This is a genomic window from Streptomyces sp. CC208A (assembly GCF_030010625.1).
In the GTDB taxonomy this organism is placed as follows: Bacteria; Actinomycetota; Actinomycetes; order Streptomycetales; family Streptomycetaceae; genus Streptomyces.
This window is the reverse complement of record NZ_JASCXN010000012.1, coordinates 36,021-50,871: the sequence shown is the minus strand read 5'-3', so window position 1 is coordinate 50,871 and position 14,851 is coordinate 36,021. Positions and strand designations below refer to the sequence as shown.

Annotated in this window: 14 protein-coding genes and 1 pseudogene; 8 read left to right on the top strand and 7 right to left on the bottom strand. The window is 74.9% G+C overall.

Annotated features, from left to right (window positions below; translation table 11 throughout):
* The first annotated feature begins 86 nt into the window (after positions 1-86).
* Entirely contained in the window at positions 87-1,625 is a 1,539-nt protein-coding gene (locus QK442_RS15390; RefSeq protein WP_282694495.1) for a pectate lyase, read from the top strand.
* A 67-nt stretch (positions 1,626-1,692) separates the two neighbouring features.
* On the opposite strand, the gene QK442_RS15385 is transcribed toward QK442_RS15390, so the two are convergent.
* Positions 1,693-3,321 carry an adenosine deaminase gene (locus QK442_RS15385; RefSeq protein ID WP_282694494.1) on the bottom strand — a complete coding sequence of 543 codons (1,629 nt, stop codon included), beginning with the start codon at positions 3,319-3,321 and terminating at the stop codon, positions 1,693-1,695.
* Positions 3,322-3,551: 230 nt separating this feature from the next.
* Here QK442_RS15385 and QK442_RS15380 point away from each other — a divergent pair, with 230 nt between their 5' ends.
* The 3 genes from QK442_RS15380 to QK442_RS15370 all read left to right on the top strand — a co-directional run bounded on the left by QK442_RS15380 (position 3,552) and on the right by QK442_RS15370 (position 6,264).
* Positions 3,552-3,974, top strand: a complete 423-nt coding sequence (locus tag QK442_RS15380; RefSeq protein ID WP_282694493.1) for a CBS domain-containing protein — start codon at positions 3,552-3,554, stop codon at positions 3,972-3,974.
* Positions 3,975-4,150: 176 nt separating this feature from the next.
* On the top strand, positions 4,151-5,164 hold the full coding sequence (locus QK442_RS15375; RefSeq protein WP_282694492.1) for an aminoglycoside phosphotransferase family protein: 1,014 nt from the start codon (positions 4,151-4,153) through the stop codon (positions 5,162-5,164).
* A gap of 371 nt (positions 5,165-5,535) precedes the next feature.
* Positions 5,536-6,264, top strand: coding sequence for a hypothetical protein (locus tag QK442_RS15370; protein WP_282694491.1), 729 nt, complete (start codon positions 5,536-5,538; stop codon positions 6,262-6,264).
* A 7-nt stretch (positions 6,265-6,271) separates the two neighbouring features.
* Here QK442_RS15370 and QK442_RS15365 read toward each other — a convergent pair whose 3' ends face one another.
* Entirely contained in the window at positions 6,272-7,813 is a 1,542-nt protein-coding gene (locus tag QK442_RS15365; RefSeq protein ID WP_282694490.1) for a SulP family inorganic anion transporter, read from the bottom strand.
* 442 nt (positions 7,814-8,255) lie between these two features.
* Here QK442_RS15365 and QK442_RS15360 point away from each other — a divergent pair, with 442 nt between their 5' ends.
* The 3 genes from QK442_RS15360 to QK442_RS15350 are packed head-to-tail and all read left to right on the top strand — an operon-like array spanning position 8,256 to position 10,196.
* Complete coding sequence (locus QK442_RS15360) at positions 8,256-8,891, top strand: carbonic anhydrase (protein WP_282694489.1); 636 nt, start codon at positions 8,256-8,258, stop codon at positions 8,889-8,891.
* The gene (locus tag QK442_RS15355) at positions 8,888-9,532 is read left to right on the top strand and encodes an L-threonylcarbamoyladenylate synthase (RefSeq protein WP_282694488.1); all 645 of its coding nucleotides are present in this window, start codon (positions 8,888-8,890) and stop codon (positions 9,530-9,532) included. Before QK442_RS15360 ends, QK442_RS15355 begins: the two co-directional genes overlap by 4 nt.
* A 52-nt stretch (positions 9,533-9,584) precedes the next feature.
* Positions 9,585-10,196: a hypothetical protein gene (locus QK442_RS15350; protein ID WP_282694487.1), complete on the top strand. Its 612-nt coding sequence runs from the start codon at positions 9,585-9,587 to the stop codon at positions 10,194-10,196.
* A 7-nt stretch (positions 10,197-10,203) separates the two neighbouring features.
* On the opposite strand, the gene QK442_RS15345 is transcribed toward QK442_RS15350, so the two are convergent.
* A complete protein-coding gene (locus tag QK442_RS15345) occupies positions 10,204-10,614 on the bottom strand; it encodes a Rid family hydrolase (protein WP_282694486.1) in 411 nt (136 codons plus the stop codon).
* A 67-nt stretch (positions 10,615-10,681) separates the two neighbouring features.
* Positions 10,682-11,467 carry a DUF6193 family natural product biosynthesis protein gene (locus QK442_RS15340; protein ID WP_282694485.1) on the bottom strand — a complete coding sequence of 262 codons (786 nt, stop codon included), beginning with the start codon at positions 11,465-11,467 and terminating at the stop codon, positions 10,682-10,684.
* Positions 11,468-11,757: 290 nt separating this feature from the next.
* Between QK442_RS15340 and QK442_RS15335 the strand changes: the two genes are divergently transcribed.
* Complete coding sequence (locus QK442_RS15335) at positions 11,758-12,141, top strand: anti-sigma factor antagonist (protein WP_282694484.1); 384 nt, start codon at positions 11,758-11,760, stop codon at positions 12,139-12,141.
* A gap of 26 nt (positions 12,142-12,167) precedes the next feature.
* On the opposite strand, the pseudogene QK442_RS15330 reads toward QK442_RS15335, so the two are convergent.
* From QK442_RS15330 to QK442_RS15320, 3 genes and pseudogenes are all read right to left on the bottom strand, one after another.
* Positions 12,168-12,305, bottom strand: a pseudogene (locus QK442_RS15330) (GNAT family N-acetyltransferase); the annotation flags it as partial.
* Between the two features lie 232 nt (positions 12,306-12,537).
* Positions 12,538-13,281: an HAD-IB family phosphatase gene (locus QK442_RS15325; RefSeq protein WP_282694483.1), complete on the bottom strand. Its 744-nt coding sequence runs from the start codon at positions 13,279-13,281 to the stop codon at positions 12,538-12,540.
* A 45-nt stretch (positions 13,282-13,326) separates the two neighbouring features.
* A complete protein-coding gene (locus QK442_RS15320) occupies positions 13,327-14,721 on the bottom strand; it encodes an FAD-dependent oxidoreductase (RefSeq protein ID WP_282694482.1) in 1,395 nt (464 codons plus the stop codon).
* Between the last annotated feature and the right edge of the window lie 130 nt (positions 14,722-14,851).

The window sequence follows — 14,851 nt, the reverse complement described above, 5'->3', positions numbered from 1 at the left end:
GCTTTCGACCCAGGGACGGGACTCACGACGACAACGTTCCGCGACGGCGGGAACCGGCGCGGACGACGACGAAAGGGCAGGCGAGAATGGGACGACGAACCGCGTCCACGCGACTCCAGGCGGCCCTGGCCGCCTCGGCGGTCGCGGCCGCCACCGGCGTGATCCTGACCGTCCCGGAGACCCCGGCCTCCGCCGCGGCCGCCGGCGCCACCGGCTACGCGAGCCGGAACGGCGGCACCACCGGCGGCGCCGGAGGACAGACCGTACGGGCCACCACCGGTACGCAGATCCACGCGGCCCTCTGCGGCCGCGCCTCCAGCAGCACCCCGATCACCATCCAGGTCGAGGGCACCATCAACCACGCCAACACCGCCAAGGTCTCCGGCAGCAGCTGCGACACCGCCGACGGCGTCATCGAGCTCAAGCAGATCAGCAACGTGACGCTCGTCGGTGTCGGCTCCGGTGCCGTCTTCGACCAACTCGGCATCCACATCCGCGAGTCGAGCAACATCATCATCCAGAACGTGACGGTCAGGAACGTCAAGAAGTCCGGTTCCCCCACCTCCAACGGCGGCGACGCCATCGGCATGGAGCGCGACGTCCGCAACGTCTGGGTCGACCACGTCACCCTGGAGGCCTCCGGAGGCGAGTCCGAGGGCTACGACGGGCTCTTCGACATGAAGGACAACACGCAGTACGTGACGCTCTCCTACAGCGTGCTGCGCAACTCCGGCCGCGGCGGCCTCGTGGGCTCCAGCGAGACCGAGCTGAGCAACAGCTTCATCACCTACCACCACAACCTGTACGAGAACATCGACTCGCGCGCCCCGCTGCTGCGCGGCGGCACCGCCCACATGTACGACAACCACTACCGGCAGCTGAACTCCTCGGGCATCAACTCCCGTGCCGGTGCCCACGCGAAGGTGGAGAACAACTACTTCCAGAACTCCAAGGACGTCCTCGGCACCTTCTACACGACCACCGTCGGCTACTGGCAGGTCGCCGGGAACGTCTTCGACAACGTGACCTGGTCCCCGGCCTCCGGCGACTACCGCCCGGCGGGCCCGAACCCGACCTCCAACACGACCGTGTCGATCCCGTACGCGTACACCCTGGACGACGCTTCCTGCGTCCCGGGCGTGGTGGCGCGCACGGCCGGCGCGAACAAGGGCCTGCTGGTCTCGGACGGCTCCTGCGCCCCGCAGTCCCCGAGCCCGACACCCACCCCGACCCCGACGGCCACGGCGACCACCGCCCCGCCGTCCGGCACCAACCTCAGCATCGGCGCGGGCTCGGACGGCTCCGGCAAGGCCGAGGGAACGAGCTACGGCAACGTCCGGGACGGCGATCTCGGCACCTACTGGTCCCCCGTCGGCACCACCGGCTCGGTCTCGGTCAAGTGGGGCTCCCCGACGAGGATCTCGTCGGTGCGCATCCGCGAGGCCGCCGGGGCGGGCACCGTCACCGGCTGGCGGCTCCTGAACGCCGACACCGGGGCCGTACTCGCCACCGGCGGCACGGCCGGCACGATCACCTTCCCCGCGACCACGCTGAGCAAGGTCACCTTCGAGATCACGGCCGCGACCGGCACCCCGAGGGTCGCCGAGTTCGAGACGTACGCCTGATCGCAGGCGTACGAGAGGAGCCCGGCCCCCGTGTGCGGGGCCGGGCTCCTCAGGGTTTCCACCCGGATCAGCGGACCGGGGCCGCGTGGGCGGCCTCGAAGGCCGCGAAGGCGGCCTCCTGGCGCCATTCGAGGGAGGCCTTCGGACTGCCCTCGACGAGACGGCGGCAGGCCGTGGAGCGGATCGGGGTGCCCGGGTGCTCACCGCGGCAGGCGGGGACGGTCCGGTAGCCCTCGGCGGTCGGGTTGCCGCGCCACAGGCTCTCGCCCGGCAGGAAGGCGTACTCCAGGGAGGCGCGGGCGAGGTCCTTCAGCTCCGGGTACGACAGGCCGTAGGTGCGGGCCGCGTACTGGTACTCGTGGCTGATGTCGATCCGGGACACGCCGGGGTCGTCGGTGGCGAGCACCACCGGCACGCCGTACGCACGGTACGTCTCGAAGGGGTGGTCGGCGCCGCGGACGCCGAGGATCTGGGCGTTGCTGGTGAAGGGCACCTCGACGGCGACCTCGCGGGCGGCCATGGTGCGGGCCGTGGCCTGCCAGTCGTCCTCGTGGCGGAGGTCCACGCCGTGCCCGACGCGCTCGGTGCGGGCCACGCCGACGGCCTCGGCGATGTGGAAGGCGAGGTCCTCGGGCTTGACCAGGCCGGGCCACAGCTCGCCGGCGTGCAGGGTCACGTGCGCCTTCGGGTAGACGCCCCGCAGGTGGGCGAGCATCCGCATCTGGAGGCGGTAGTTCTTCAACGAGCTGTCCCAGTCCTCCGGCTGGACCAGGTTGACGGCGACGAAACGGTCGTCCCGCTCCGCCAGCCGCATGCCGAGCGCCATCTGGGTGTAGACCCGCTCGGGCGAACCGCCGCGCGAGACCTGGGCGATCCAGCGGACGGTGAGCCCGCAGGCGGGCCGCTCGCGCCCGGTCCCGCAGCCGGCCGCCTCCCGGAACTCGGCGTCGCCGTCGTCGGTCTCCTCGATCGCCTCCTCGACGAGGGCGTCGAGCCGGCCGCCGGCGGTGAGCTTCTGGTGGAGGGCGGCGAGGTCGGGGTCCCAGCCGACGTCGTCGGCGAGCTTCTTGGCGCCCACGGAGGCCGGGCTGACCATGGTCTCCAGGTACGACTGGTTCTGCGCGACGACCTCGTCGGCGAAGGAGGCGAGGAGCTTGCCGCGGTGGCGCCAGGTCACCTCGCCGAACTTGCCGAAGGTGTCGAAGAAGTGGTCGTGGCCGTTGCCGTCCGGCGGGAAGTCCTGCATGGACCAGGCGCGGACGAGCGCGTCGTGGAAGGCGCGGTCGGTCCGGGCGTCGGCGGCGGGGCGGGTGCCGGGGCCGCACGGCGGGACGACCGCGGTCATGGTGGCGGTGTCGACGCAGAGGCCGTCCTCGGCGGCGAGGGTGATCAGGTACTCGGTGGAGACGGCTCCGGAGAGGTGGTTGTGGAGCTCCCCGCCCTTGGGCAGCGACCGGAAGAACTCGCCGAGCCGGGCGGGCCGTTCGCGTACGGCCGCCAGGTAGGCGTCGGTACGGGCCTCGCCGGGGGTCGGCACCCGGGGCGTGGCGGCGGGCCCGGCGGCGGGGAGGGCCGGGGCGGCGGTCGCGGGGTGGGCGGAGGCGGGCAGGGCGGCGCTCAGCGGCAGCAGGCCGAGCGCGGCCACGGCGGCCGGGAGGAGCCGGCGGCGCGTGGCGGATCGGTGGGGCGTAGTCACCCGAGCATGATCGTGAGGTCCGGGCGGCGCTCGGGCCCGGCGAAACGCGCCGACGGGGCCGATCACCCGACCGAGGGACCGGACCTTCCTCGAACGAGTGATCTTGGCGATCACGTTCGAGTACCTCAGGGGTGCGGGTCGTGCCGTCGCAGGCGAATGCCTCCGCGCGGACGGGGCAGCCGCCGCCGTAGGAGAGTCCACGACGCCACGAACAGCGGCAGGGGGTCGCCATGTCCAAGGCACGCGACATCATGACTCCGGACGTGACCTGTGTCCGGAGCGAGGAGAGCGTGGTCGAGGCCGCGCGGAAGATGGTCGAGCTCGATGTCGGCGCGCTGCCGATCTGCGGGCCCGACGAACGCCTGAAGGGGATGCTCACCGACCGCGACATCGTGGTGCGGGTGGTCGCCGAGGGCCGGGACCCGTCCGCGTGCACGGCCGGTGAGCTGGCCCAGGGCGAGATCGTGACGGTCGGCGCCGACGACTCGCTCGACCGGGTCCTGGAGCTGATGGCCGACCGGAAGATCCGCCGGGTGCCCGTGATCGACGGGCACGTTCTGGTGGGGATCATCTCCCAGGCGGACGTGGCCCGCCGCCTGCCTGACAGCACCGTCGGCGACCTGGTCACGGACGTCTCCCAGCCGGCGGCCTGACCCCGGCGGCAGAGGCCGCGGAGGGGCTCCCTCCACGGGCGGGCCGGCGAGGGCCGGTGACCGCCGGCGGCCACGGTGCCGATCCTGGGCGAGGGTGCCGTGGCCCGGCGTCAGGTGCGGTGGGGCCCGGCCTTATTCCGGTGCGCCCAGGGGCGGGGCGGTGGTGGAATCGCCGGATGCGCACGAGTGACGAGCGGACGACGGTGGTGGACCGGGGGCGGTTCCCGGACGCGGTGACCCCCTGGGACGACGAGGAGTGGCGGCGGGAGGTGCTCGGCTGGGCCGGGCGGGTCCTGGCCGGGCACGGGCTCTCGGAGACGGGCGCCCGGGAGGTGCGGGTGCGCCCCTGGTCGGTCCTGGTGCGGTTCCGTACCGGCGACGGCGGGCGGGACGCGGTGTGGCTGAAGGCGGGCGCCCCGGCCAACGCCTTCGAGGCCGGGCTCGCGGAGGCGCTCGCCGCGTGGGTGCCGGAGGACGTGATGACCCCGCTGGCGGTGGACGCCGGACGGGGCTGTGCGCTGCTGCCCGACGGCGGGCCGCTCTTCCGCGGGGTCCTCGACGCGGGTGCGGCAGGCCCGGAGGCATGGGTGACGGCGCTGGGCCGGTACGCGGGGATGCAGCGGCGGCTCGTCCCGTACGCGGACCGGATCACCGCCCTGGGCGTGCCGGGTGCCCGGACGCGGGAGCTGCCGGGCGTCTTCGACGCGCTCGTCGCCGGCAACCCCCTCTTCGACGCCGGAGAGCGGGCCGCGCTGCTGCGGCAGCGGCCGCGGCTCGTCGACTGGTGCGCGGAGCTCGACGCGTACGGCCTGCCCGACTCGCTCGACCACTGCGACCTGCACGACGGCCAGATCCTCGCCCCGGCCCCCGGCCGCTTCACCTTCTTCGACTGGGGCGACGCCTGTGTCGCACACCCCTTCGGCAGCCTCCTGGTCCCGGTCCGCGCGGTGCGGGAGCGGTACGGCCCCGAGCACGTGGCCCCGATGGTGGACGCGTACCTGGAGCAGTGGGGCGGCCTCGGCCCGTCGGCGGCGGAGCTGCGGCGGGCCGCGGGCCTGGCGGTGCGGCTGGCGGCGCTGGGCCGCGCCGGCTCCTGGTTCCGGCTCTTCCCCGGCACCCCGACGGGCGACAGCGAGGAGGCGAGCGCCTCCTGGATCCGGGAGCTGTTCGCCGCCGACGACGCGTGGTGACACCGCCCCCGGCCGCGGAGGCCCCGGCCTCCTGCCTGGCACTTCGTGTCTCCGCGCCGGCGGATGATCGCCCCGGCCTCTCTTACCTCTATACCTGGCAGGGGTATCGGGACCCCTGAGGGTTCGGGGCCGTCGCGTTCCGTCACTGTCGGAGTGCCGGGTGGCACCGCGTGCCTGCTGGGAGGGAGGCCGGGACGTCGGCTGGACGGAGGGCCCGGCGAGCTGGAAACCTCGGCGTTCGAGGACCCGATCACCGGTCCCGTACGTGCGCCGCCGCGAGGGGAGCGTGGCGCGGGCCCGTGATCGTCGCGTCCCCGAAGGCGCGTCCGCCGCACCCGTACGCGCCGGTACCGCGAGGAGGAGGACCACCGATGACCGCCGCCCGGGAAGAACGGCTGCCGCTCGACGCCGCGAGCGTCGACAACGCGAGGACGACGCTGCTTCAGCTTCTCGCGCGGGCAGGGGTGTTCTCCGGTGACGCCGAGGAACTGATCGGCCTCGTCGAGGCGGGCGCGCTCGCCGTCGCGCACGAGGAGCTGACCGGCACGGGCCGGGAGGCGCCGCCGGGGAGCGGCGAGCCGTACGCCGCGGGCTGGCGCGACGGCTCACGGGCCGTCACCGAAGGGCTCGCCGGTCTCGCCGACCGGGCGCTGAGCGCGGCCGTCGCGGCGGACGCCGGCGAGGAGCAGGACGCCCGGCCGCCGGTCGGCCGGATGGAGGTCGAGCGGGCCAAGGTCGCGGTCGTACCGCTCCACCTCTCCTTCTCGGCGGAGTCCGACCTCGACCCCGAGGTCACCGAGCAGGTGCTCGCGGCCCTGCTCGCGACGATGGGGGCCCGGCAGCGGGCCGCCTATCCGGGCAGGCTCACGCGGTTCGCCGCCGACCACCGGGCCCATCTGGAGCGGCTGTACGCCACGTACGGGCCGGGCAGCGCCATCGCCATCCACGGCCGCTACACCCTGGTCCACTCCCCCACGAGCCTCGCCGTCCTGGAGCGGCTCGCCGCGTCCCCGGAGGAACTGCGGGAGGAGTGGGACGCGGCCGAGCTGCCACCCGCCTGGCTGGACGGGCTGACGCGGGCGTGGGAGGCGACGGTCTGACGCCGTCTCACGGTCCGGCGTGCGTGGGGGCCGGTTCCGGGTCCGGTCCCGTGCCCGGTCGCCGGCCGGGGAAGGGGTGGAGGCGTACGGGGTGGGCTCCGGCGGCCGTGTGCCGTTCGGCCCAGGCGGTCACCGCGGCGCGGCAGGCGTGGTCGAGGTGGTGCAGGCCGGACAGGTCCACCTCGACGGGCCGGTCGCGCGGCAGCGCTTCGAGGGTGTCGAGGAGCTTCGGCAGCCGGAGGAAGGTGGCGCCGCCGCTGAGCCGCACGCGGAGCACGCCCGCGGCGGAGGGTTCGTCGGTGTGGTGGTCCACGCGGAGGTGGGACGCCTCCCAGGCGGCCATGGCGACAGCGAGACCGAGCCCGACGAGCACCCCTTCGAGCATGCCGACCGCGACGATCGCCGCCGCCGTCACGGCGAGGATCGCCGCCTCGCCCCGGTGACCGCGCCAGAGGGCGACGAGCCCCCGGAAGGGTATGAGCCTCCAGCCGGCGTGCACGAGGATCCCGGCGAGCGCGGGCAGCGGCACGTACGCGAGCGCCCCCGGCAGCAGCGCCGCGAAGACCAGCAGCCAGGCACCGTGCAGCACCCGGGAGGCGCGGGTCCGGGCGCCGGCCCGGACGTTGGCCGCGCTGCGGACGATCACGGCGGTCAGCGGCAGGGCGCCGAGGAGACCGCACACCGTGTTGCCGACGCCCTGGGCGACCAGTTCGCGGTCGTACGCGGTGGGCGGCCCGTCGTGCAGGCGGTCGACGGCCGCCGCGCTGAACAGCGACTCGGCGGAGGCGATGAGCGCGAAGGCCAGGACGGTGCCGAGGAGGGCGGGCTCGGCGAGCATGGCGAAGGCGCCGGCGTCGGGCGGGCTGATCGCGGCCAGGACGCCGTCGACCCGGACCGTCTCGACGGGCAGCCCGCACAAGGCGGTCAGGAGCCCCGCGAGGAGGACGGCGACGAGCGCCCCCGGGAGCCGGCCGGCCCGCCCCGGCACCCGCGGCCAGACGACGATCACCAGGACCGTCCCGGCGGCGACGGCCACGGAGGCGACGGCCCCCGGCTCGGAGAGCGCGCCGACGAGGGCCCCGGGCAGCCCGGCCAGCCGGGCGAAGCCGCCGTCCGGGGCGGTGACGCCGGCGGCCGCGTACAGCTGCCCCGCGACGATCACGAGCCCGATCCCGGCGAGCATGCCCTCGACGACCGAGAGCGAGATGGCCCGGAACCAGCGTCCCCAGCGCAGCAGGCCCAGGCCGATCTGGAGCAGCCCCGCGAGGAGGACGATCACGCCGAGGGCGGCGAGACCGAAGCTCCGCACGGCCTCCAGGACGAGGACGGTGAGGCCGGCGGCGGGGCCGGAGACCTGGAGGCTGCTGCCGCGCATCAGGCCGGTGACCAGTCCGCCGACGATGCCGGTGATCAGGCCGAGTTCGGCGGGGACGCCGGAGGCGACGGCGACGCCGACGCAGAGCGGCAGGGCGACGAGGAAGACGACGAGGGAGGCGGCGAGGTCCTGCCGGAGGTGGGGGAAGGAGGAGGCGGAAGGGAAAAGCGGCATGCGGGATGACCCCTCACGGGTGGGAGGTGATCGGGCGGGGTGCGCTGGAGCCGGTGTGCGGGGCGTCCGGGCGTGGTGGCGGGGCCGGGCGCCGGAGCCGCGGGGAGGGCCCGGGATCGGGCGGCGGGCAGCGGGGCGTTGGCCGCAGGATAGTGGTGGCGGGGGAGAGGGAGCGGCGCCGTCGGTGGCTGCGGCCGGTTTCCGGCCGGAAGCGAGCGGTACGTGACGTGAACCGCCGTCGGAGCGGCGCGGGGGCGCTCCGACACGCAGGGCGCGTCGGACGCGGGCGCCGCTCACGCGGACACGGGAGGGGCGCATCGGAGCGGGAGCGGGCGCAGCCGTCGCACGGTGCTCCCTGGGAGGGGTGGATTCCGTCACAGCGGGGCGGGACGGGGCTGAACCGGGTGGCGCGGGGGGCGGGTGGCGCGCATAGGGTGGCGTCATGCCCAGAACTTCTCCGGCTCTTGCCCTTGACGCCCTCCTCGAAGGCAACCGTCGTTTCGTCTCCGGCACGCCCGAGCACCCGAACCAGGACGCCGCCCGTCGTGCGGAGCTCGCGCCCGGCCAGGACCCGTTCGCCGTCATCCTCGGCTGTTCCGACTCCCGGCTCGCGGCCGAGATCATCTTCGACCGGGGCCTTGGTGACCTGTTCGTCGTCCGCACCGCCGGTCACGTCCTCGGTCCCGAGGTCCTGGGCAGCGTGGAGTACGCGACGAGCGTCCTCGGCGCGCGCCTCGTGGTCGTGCTCGGGCACGACTCCTGCGGCGCGGTCGCCGCGGCCCGCGCGGCCGTGGAGGACGGTTTCGCGGCGGGCGGCTTCGTGCGGGACGTGGTGGAGCGGGTGACGCCGAGCATCCTGGCGGCCAGGAACGCCGGTCTGACGGCGGACAGCGACATCATCGACGAGCACATCCGGCACACCGCGGACCTGCTCCTGGACCGCTCCCGGCTGCTGTCCGAGCAGGTGGCGGCAGGGGAGATCGCCGTCGTCGGGCTCGGCTACGAGCTGGCCGGGGGCAAGGCCCGCCTGGTCACCACGCACGGGGTCGTGGCACAGGAGGAGGGCGCTCCGGCGTGACGTCCCGCTTCGACTGTTCCGATCCCGCGGCCCGCGCGGCGGGCCTCGGCGAGGCCGCTGCCGCGGTGCGGCGCGGTGAACTGGTGGTCCTGCCGACCGACACCGTGTACGGGGTCGGGGCGGACGCCTTCGACCCGAAGGCGGTCGCCGCGCTGCTCGCGGCGAAGGGCCGCGGCCGCCACAAGCCCTCCCCCGTCCTGGTCGACTCGGCCGCCGCCCTCGGCGAGCTGACGGACGAACTCCCCGACGCGGCGAGGGCGTTGGTCGACGCCTTCTGGCCGGGCGGGCTGACCCTGGTGGTCCGCCACCGCTCGTCCCTGGACTGGGACCTCGGCGAGACGGGCGGCACGGTGGCCGTCCGCATGCCCGACCATCCGCTCGCGCTCGACCTCCTCGCGGCGACGGGCCCGCTGGCCGTCTCCAGCGCCAACCTCACGGACCACCCGTCCCCGCAGGACTGCGACGCCGCCCAGGCGATGCTGGGTGATTCCGTGGCGGTGTACCTCGACGGCGGTCGCACCGCCGGCGCGGTCTCCTCGTCGATCGTGGACCTGAGCGGCGCCACCCCGGTCCTCGTCCGCGACGGCGTCCTGCCGGCGGCCGAACTCCGGAGGGTCGTACCGGACCTGGCCGTCCGCTGAGGTCTCCGCCCTCCGCCCCCTGGGGTGGAGGGCGGTCCGTCATGATCGGGGCATGCGCAGGAAGACCGCGCCGGGCACCGGTGCCCCCGCCCTGTCCCCGTACCAGGAGGCGCTGCGCCGCCGCCTCCTCGATGCTCCGGTCGTCCCGGCGCCGGAGCCGTGGCGGAACGTCTTCGGCGGCCACGCCGCCGTCGGCGGGCTCACCGGCATCGGCTTCGGGGTGGACCCCGCCACCGGCCACGACCTGGTGATGGCCGTGTCCTCCGCCGGGTACGGCGTCTTCGACGCGGTGACGGGCGAACGGCTCGCACGGGACCGGGATCCGGAGGACGACGGGCCGGACGGCACGCCCGACCTCTCGTGCCCCAGGATCGGCCCGCTCGCCGGGCGGCGGGTGCGCGTCGCGGGGCTGTCCGGCGGCGGGCCGCACCGCACGAGCGGCGACGGCTGGACGGTGGACGTCGAGGCCCCCGACTGGCCGAACCACCGGGTCCTGCTCTCGGACAACGGCGGGAACTGGCACCGGCCGCCGCACACCGAGGGCTGGTGGCACGTCCTCCACTCCACCTGGTCGACGCTGCGCGCCGCCGGCTTCTCCCCCTCCGGGCGGACGCTCGCGGTGGCCACCTCCAGCGACCTGACGCTGTGGTCCCGCCCCGCCTGAGGCGCGGTCAGGCGTCGAGGACGGCGGCGACGGCCTCGATCTCGACGAGCTGGTCGTCGTAGCCGAGCACCGTGACGCCCATCAGGGTGCTCGGCACGTCATGGTCGCCGAAGGCGTCCCGGACGACCTTCCAGGCGGCCACCAGCTCGTCCCGACGGGTCGTCGCGACGAGCACGCGGGTGCTGATGACGTCCTCGATCCCGGCCCCGGCGTCCTTCAGCGCCGTCCGCAGGTTCTGGACACAGGCCGCCGCCTGACCGGCGACATCCCCTACCGCGACGGTCCCGCCGTCGGCGTCGAGCGGACAGGAACCGGCCAGAAAGATCAGCCGGGCGCCGGCGGGCGCGGTCGCCGCGTACGCGTACTCGGCGACGTCGGACAGGGTGGCGGAGCGGATGAGACGGACGGCACGGGGCACGGGGATTCCTCTCGGCGACGACGGCCCGGGCCCTCACCGGCCCCGGTCCCTGGACCAGGGCACCCTCTCAGCCTTCCTCCACCGTATCGACCGGTTTTCCCGCGGTCCCCGGTGGCGAAGCCCCGTACCGTACGGCCCCGGTCCCGTCCGGCAGCAGCCGCACCGCCTCCGCGACCGCCTCGCAGGCCGTACCGAAGGTGCGCCCCCTCTCCGTCATCAGGAGCGCCACCGCGTACCCACCGTCGCTGTCCAGGCCCAGGTTCGGCCCCACGACGTCCAGATGCGGACGGGTCGCGGCGGAGAAGCGCAGTGCCCAGTGGCTCGTGAACGGGTAGAGGGCCCTCAGTGCCGGTTCCGCGTACGCCGCTTCGACCAGGGCCCGGTACGGCTCCCGCCAGGGGTACGCCAGCCGGGCCGCTTCCGTACGCAGGTACCGCCACTCGGAATCCACCAGGCGTGCGGGGTCGGGGTCGGTCAGCTCGGAACGGCCGGTCGGGCGCGCGAAGGGAGCAGCGGCTTGGACGCCTTCCGCGGGCTCTCCGTCGTGCCACGCCCGCGCGGCCCGTGCGACCTGCGCCAGGTCGTCCGTCGCGCCCTCGACGAGGGCCAGGCCCAGGAGGGGTTCGCCGGCCGCGACCGACCACCTCCGCTCGCGGGCCCACGCCGTGATGCTCATCGCCCGCCGGTGCGGCAGCACGCTCTCGACGTGCGCGCCGGAAAGCGGATCGGCCGCCGGGGAGGTCAGGGGTACGTCGTCGAGGGCACCGGCCGCCACGGTGCGGAGCGCGGCGGCGAGGCTGCCGGCCTCCGCGATATCCGGGTACAGGGCAGCGGGTTCGGGAGGCGTCGGCATGGCGACGATTCTGCCCCGGACCCCAGGCTGCCGGCTCCCCCTGTTCAGCCGGTGGACCGCCGTCCGGATCGACGCCCCCCACGTACGGGGGTGGCGCTGTCGGCCGCACGAGCGGAGCACCCACCGCGGACCGGGCGGCCTGACGGACGTGTCCCCTTGCGGGTACCGCCCCGAGGTGTCCGTATCTCAGGACGGGTGACCGATCCGTGGACCGTCGTGCACGGGGGACGCCTCTCGGGTGAGGATGCTGCGGACGGCCGGGGCGTGGCCGGGAGCGAGGAGAGACGACGATGACCATCGAGTGGCGTTACACGATCCACCCCGGCCTCGGCGTGCTCTCGCTGGCCGGGTTCCTGGGGCAGGAGGCCGTGGGCCGGTTCCAGGGGGCCGTCGGGTGGGCGCTCGCGCGGGGCACCGGGCCCGTGGTGCTGGATCTGACCGGGCTGCGCGGGTGGTCCGACGGGGGCAGGCTCGCCGTGTCGGAGGCGGCGGTGCGGCTCGCCGCCGAGGGGCGGGGGCTCGAACTCGCCGCCGCCCCCGAGGGCGGGCCGCTCGGGGACGGGCGCGTGGCCGTCGCGGTCCACGGGGACCTCGCCTCCGCGCTCGCCGCCCACCGGGACCGGGGCGTCGAGGAACGCGCCTGGCGCAGCGACGCCTGGCCCGGGGAGGCCTGAGGCCCGCGCGCCGCGCCCGGGCTCGCTCAGAACCAGTGGAGGCAGTGCGGCGGGCGCTCGGTCCGGAAGAGGGCGTCGGCGAGAGGGGCCGCGGCCTCGTGGTGGGCGCGGATGTGTCCGGCGCACACGAGCGTGCTGGGGGCGGTGCCGCCGAGGTAGACCGACTGGTCAAACCAATGACCGCTGGCCCCAGGAGCGTTCACGTCCATGAGCATGTTGCCGCGCCTCCGGCGCCCGCCTCAGCGTCTCCGCCAGCGCCGGAAAGCACTTTCCCCGCGTCCGGGCCGCCCTCCCCCACCACAGGAGGCACCGATGCGCCCCCTCACCGTCGGTCCGGGTCTCGTCGCCGGCACCCTCGTCGCGCCGCCGGGCTGCCCGACGTCGACCACGTCGAGCTCACCACCGCCGACTCCCCGCCCCGGCCCCGTCCTCCACGTGTCGCCCGCGTCGACGCCACGAACCAGTTCTGGTCCGGACCGCGCCCGTGCCGTCTCCGGCGCGGGCGCGCAGCTCCCTGCCCAGGGCGTACGCGGCCCGCAGGTCGTCGCCGTCGTAGCCGGCGCCGGCCAGGGCGCGCAGGGTCGGGGAGGCGTTGACGGCGACGGTGTGGCGGAGGACGGAGAAGAGGGGCACGTCGGAGCCCGAGTCGCCGTAGGCGACGCAGGAGTGCCGGTCGAGGCCGAGGGCGGTGCGGAGCCGGTCGACGGCGGTCACCTTGTCCTCGGGGACGAGGATCCTGGCGGGGTCGGGCGCCGACCGGAAGGGCGGCGGCGGGAAGCCGGAGGCCACCACGTCGTCGACGCCGAGGCCGCGCAGCCGGCCGGCGAAGAAGTCCGGCGACATGGTGACGACGACGACCCGGTCGCCCCGGCTCCGGATGTCCGCGAGGACGTCGGCGAGGCCGCCGATCCAGGGCGCTCCGTCGAACGCCTCGGCGACGACGGCGGGGGTCAGCTCCCGCCACAGCCCGTACAGCGCGGCGGCGAAGCCCCGGGTGTCGATGCCCCCGGCGGCGAACTCGGCTTCCAGGGCGCGCAGTTCGTCGAGGCAGCCGAGCCTGGCTGCGATCTCCAGACTGGCCGAGGTGTCCCGCAGCAGCGTGCCGTCCATGTCGAAGACGTGCAGCAGCCGTCCGTCCATCGCCACCCCCCTGTCGTTCCGGGGGCCAGCGTACGTCGGCGGCGGTCAGCTGCCGAAGCCGAGGCCGAGGCGGTCGAGGGTGCGCAGCCACAGGTCGCGGCGGCCTTCGTCGCGGTCGGCGCGGGTGAGCGAGCGCTGGGTGAGGCCGATGCCGATCGAGCGGACGGGCTCGGGCGGGAAGGGCAGCGGCTTGCGGCGTACGAGGTCGAGGGAGGTGCGCTCGGTGCGGGCGCCGGCCAGCAGGTCGAGCATCACCTCGGCACCGAAGCGGGTGGCGCCTACGCCGAGGCCGGTGAAGCCCGCGGCGTACGCGACCTTGCCCCGGTGGCTGGTGTCGAAGAAGACGCAGAAGCGGGTGCTGGTGTCGATGGCGCCGCCCCAGGCGTGGCTGAAGCGGACGCCCTCCAGCTGCGGGAAGGTCCGGAAGAAGTGGCGGGCCAGGGTGGCGAAGGTCTCGGGGCGGCGTTCGTTCTCGGCGCGGACGCGGCCGGCGTAGCGGTAGACGACGTCGTAACCGCCCCACAGGATCCGGTTGTCGGCGGAGATCCGTACGTAGTGGAAGTGGTTGGCGGGGTCGGACCAGCCCTGGCGGCCCCGCCAGCCGACGGCGGCGAGCTGCTCCTCGTTCAGCGGTTCCGTCATCAGCGCGTAGTCGTAGACGGGGACCGTGTAGAGGCGGTGGCGGCGCAGCAGCGACGGGTAGGCGTTGGTGGCGAGGGCGACGCGGCGGGCGGCGATCCGGCCGTAGGGGGTGCGGACGGCGACGACGGCGCCGTGCTCGTCGAGGGAGAGGCCGGGGGTGTGTTCGTGGACGCGGACGCCGAGGTCGAGGCAGGCCCGCTTGAGGCCCCAGGCGAGGCGGGCCGGGTTGACCATGGCGGTGTCGCTCTTGTTCCACACGCCGCCGAGGAAGGTCGGCGAGTCGATCTCGGCGCGGACGGCGTCGGCGTCGAGGAGGGCGGTGGTGGCGCCGTGGCGGGCGGCGGTCTCGGCCTCCTCGGCGAGCCAGGCGAGCTGGTGGGGTTCGGTGGCGATGGTGAGGGACCCGGTGCGTTCCCAGTCGCAGTCGAGGGAGTACCGCGCGACGGCGTCCTCCATGGCCTGGAGGTTCTCCCGGCCGAGGCGTTCGAGAGTGTCGATCTCCTCGGGCCAGCGGTCGAGGCCGTTGCCGAGGCCGTGGGTGAGGCTCGCTTCGCAGAAGCCGCCGTTGCGTCCCGAGGCGGCGTGGCCGATCTCCTCGCCCTCGATGAGGACGACGTCGGTGGAGGGGTCGCGTTCCTTGGCGAGGAGGGCGGTCCACAGGCCGGCGTAGCCGCCGCCGACGACCAGGAGGTCGCAGGTGGTGCCGCCGACGAGGGCGGGGGTGGCTCGGGGGCGGCGCGGGTCGTCGAGCCAGAACGGGGTCGGTTCGGCGTCCCGCAGCGAGAGCAGGTGGTCCATGGGGGTGTCCTCCGGATCGCGGAGGAGCCCGGTCGCGGGGCTCCTTCCGAGGTGCCGCCCATGAGACCCGGCCGCGCCCGACAAGGTCAATGGTGTTGACGTAAGGACCGTCGCACCGCCCCTGACCAGG

Bases quoted from the DNA above. Each gene is read 5' to 3' on its own strand.
- QK442_RS15365 (WP_282694490.1), bottom strand. From the start codon at position 7,813: ATGCCGCTTTTCCCTTCCGCCTCCTCCTTCCCCCACCTCCGGCAGGAC.
- QK442_RS15325 (WP_282694483.1), bottom strand. From the start codon at position 13,281: ATGGACGGACGGCTGCTGCACGTCTTCGACATGGACGGCACGCTGCTG.
- QK442_RS15335 (WP_282694484.1), top strand. From the start codon at position 11,758: ATGACCATCGAGTGGCGTTACACGATCCACCCCGGCCTCGGCGTGCTC.
- QK442_RS15320 (WP_282694482.1), bottom strand. From the start codon at position 14,721: ATGGACCACCTGCTCTCGCTGCGGGACGCCGAACCGACCCCGTTCTGG.
- QK442_RS15350 (WP_282694487.1), top strand. From the start codon at position 9,585: ATGCGCAGGAAGACCGCGCCGGGCACCGGTGCCCCCGCCCTGTCCCCG.
- QK442_RS15390 (WP_282694495.1), top strand. From the start codon at position 87: ATGGGACGACGAACCGCGTCCACGCGACTCCAGGCGGCCCTGGCCGCC.
- QK442_RS15375 (WP_282694492.1), top strand. From the start codon at position 4,151: ATGCGCACGAGTGACGAGCGGACGACGGTGGTGGACCGGGGGCGGTTC.
- QK442_RS15380 (WP_282694493.1), top strand. From the start codon at position 3,552: ATGTCCAAGGCACGCGACATCATGACTCCGGACGTGACCTGTGTCCGG.
- QK442_RS15360 (WP_282694489.1), top strand. From the start codon at position 8,256: ATGCCCAGAACTTCTCCGGCTCTTGCCCTTGACGCCCTCCTCGAAGGC.
- QK442_RS15370 (WP_282694491.1), top strand. From the start codon at position 5,536: ATGACCGCCGCCCGGGAAGAACGGCTGCCGCTCGACGCCGCGAGCGTC.
- QK442_RS15340 (WP_282694485.1), bottom strand. From the start codon at position 11,467: ATGCCGACGCCTCCCGAACCCGCTGCCCTGTACCCGGATATCGCGGAG.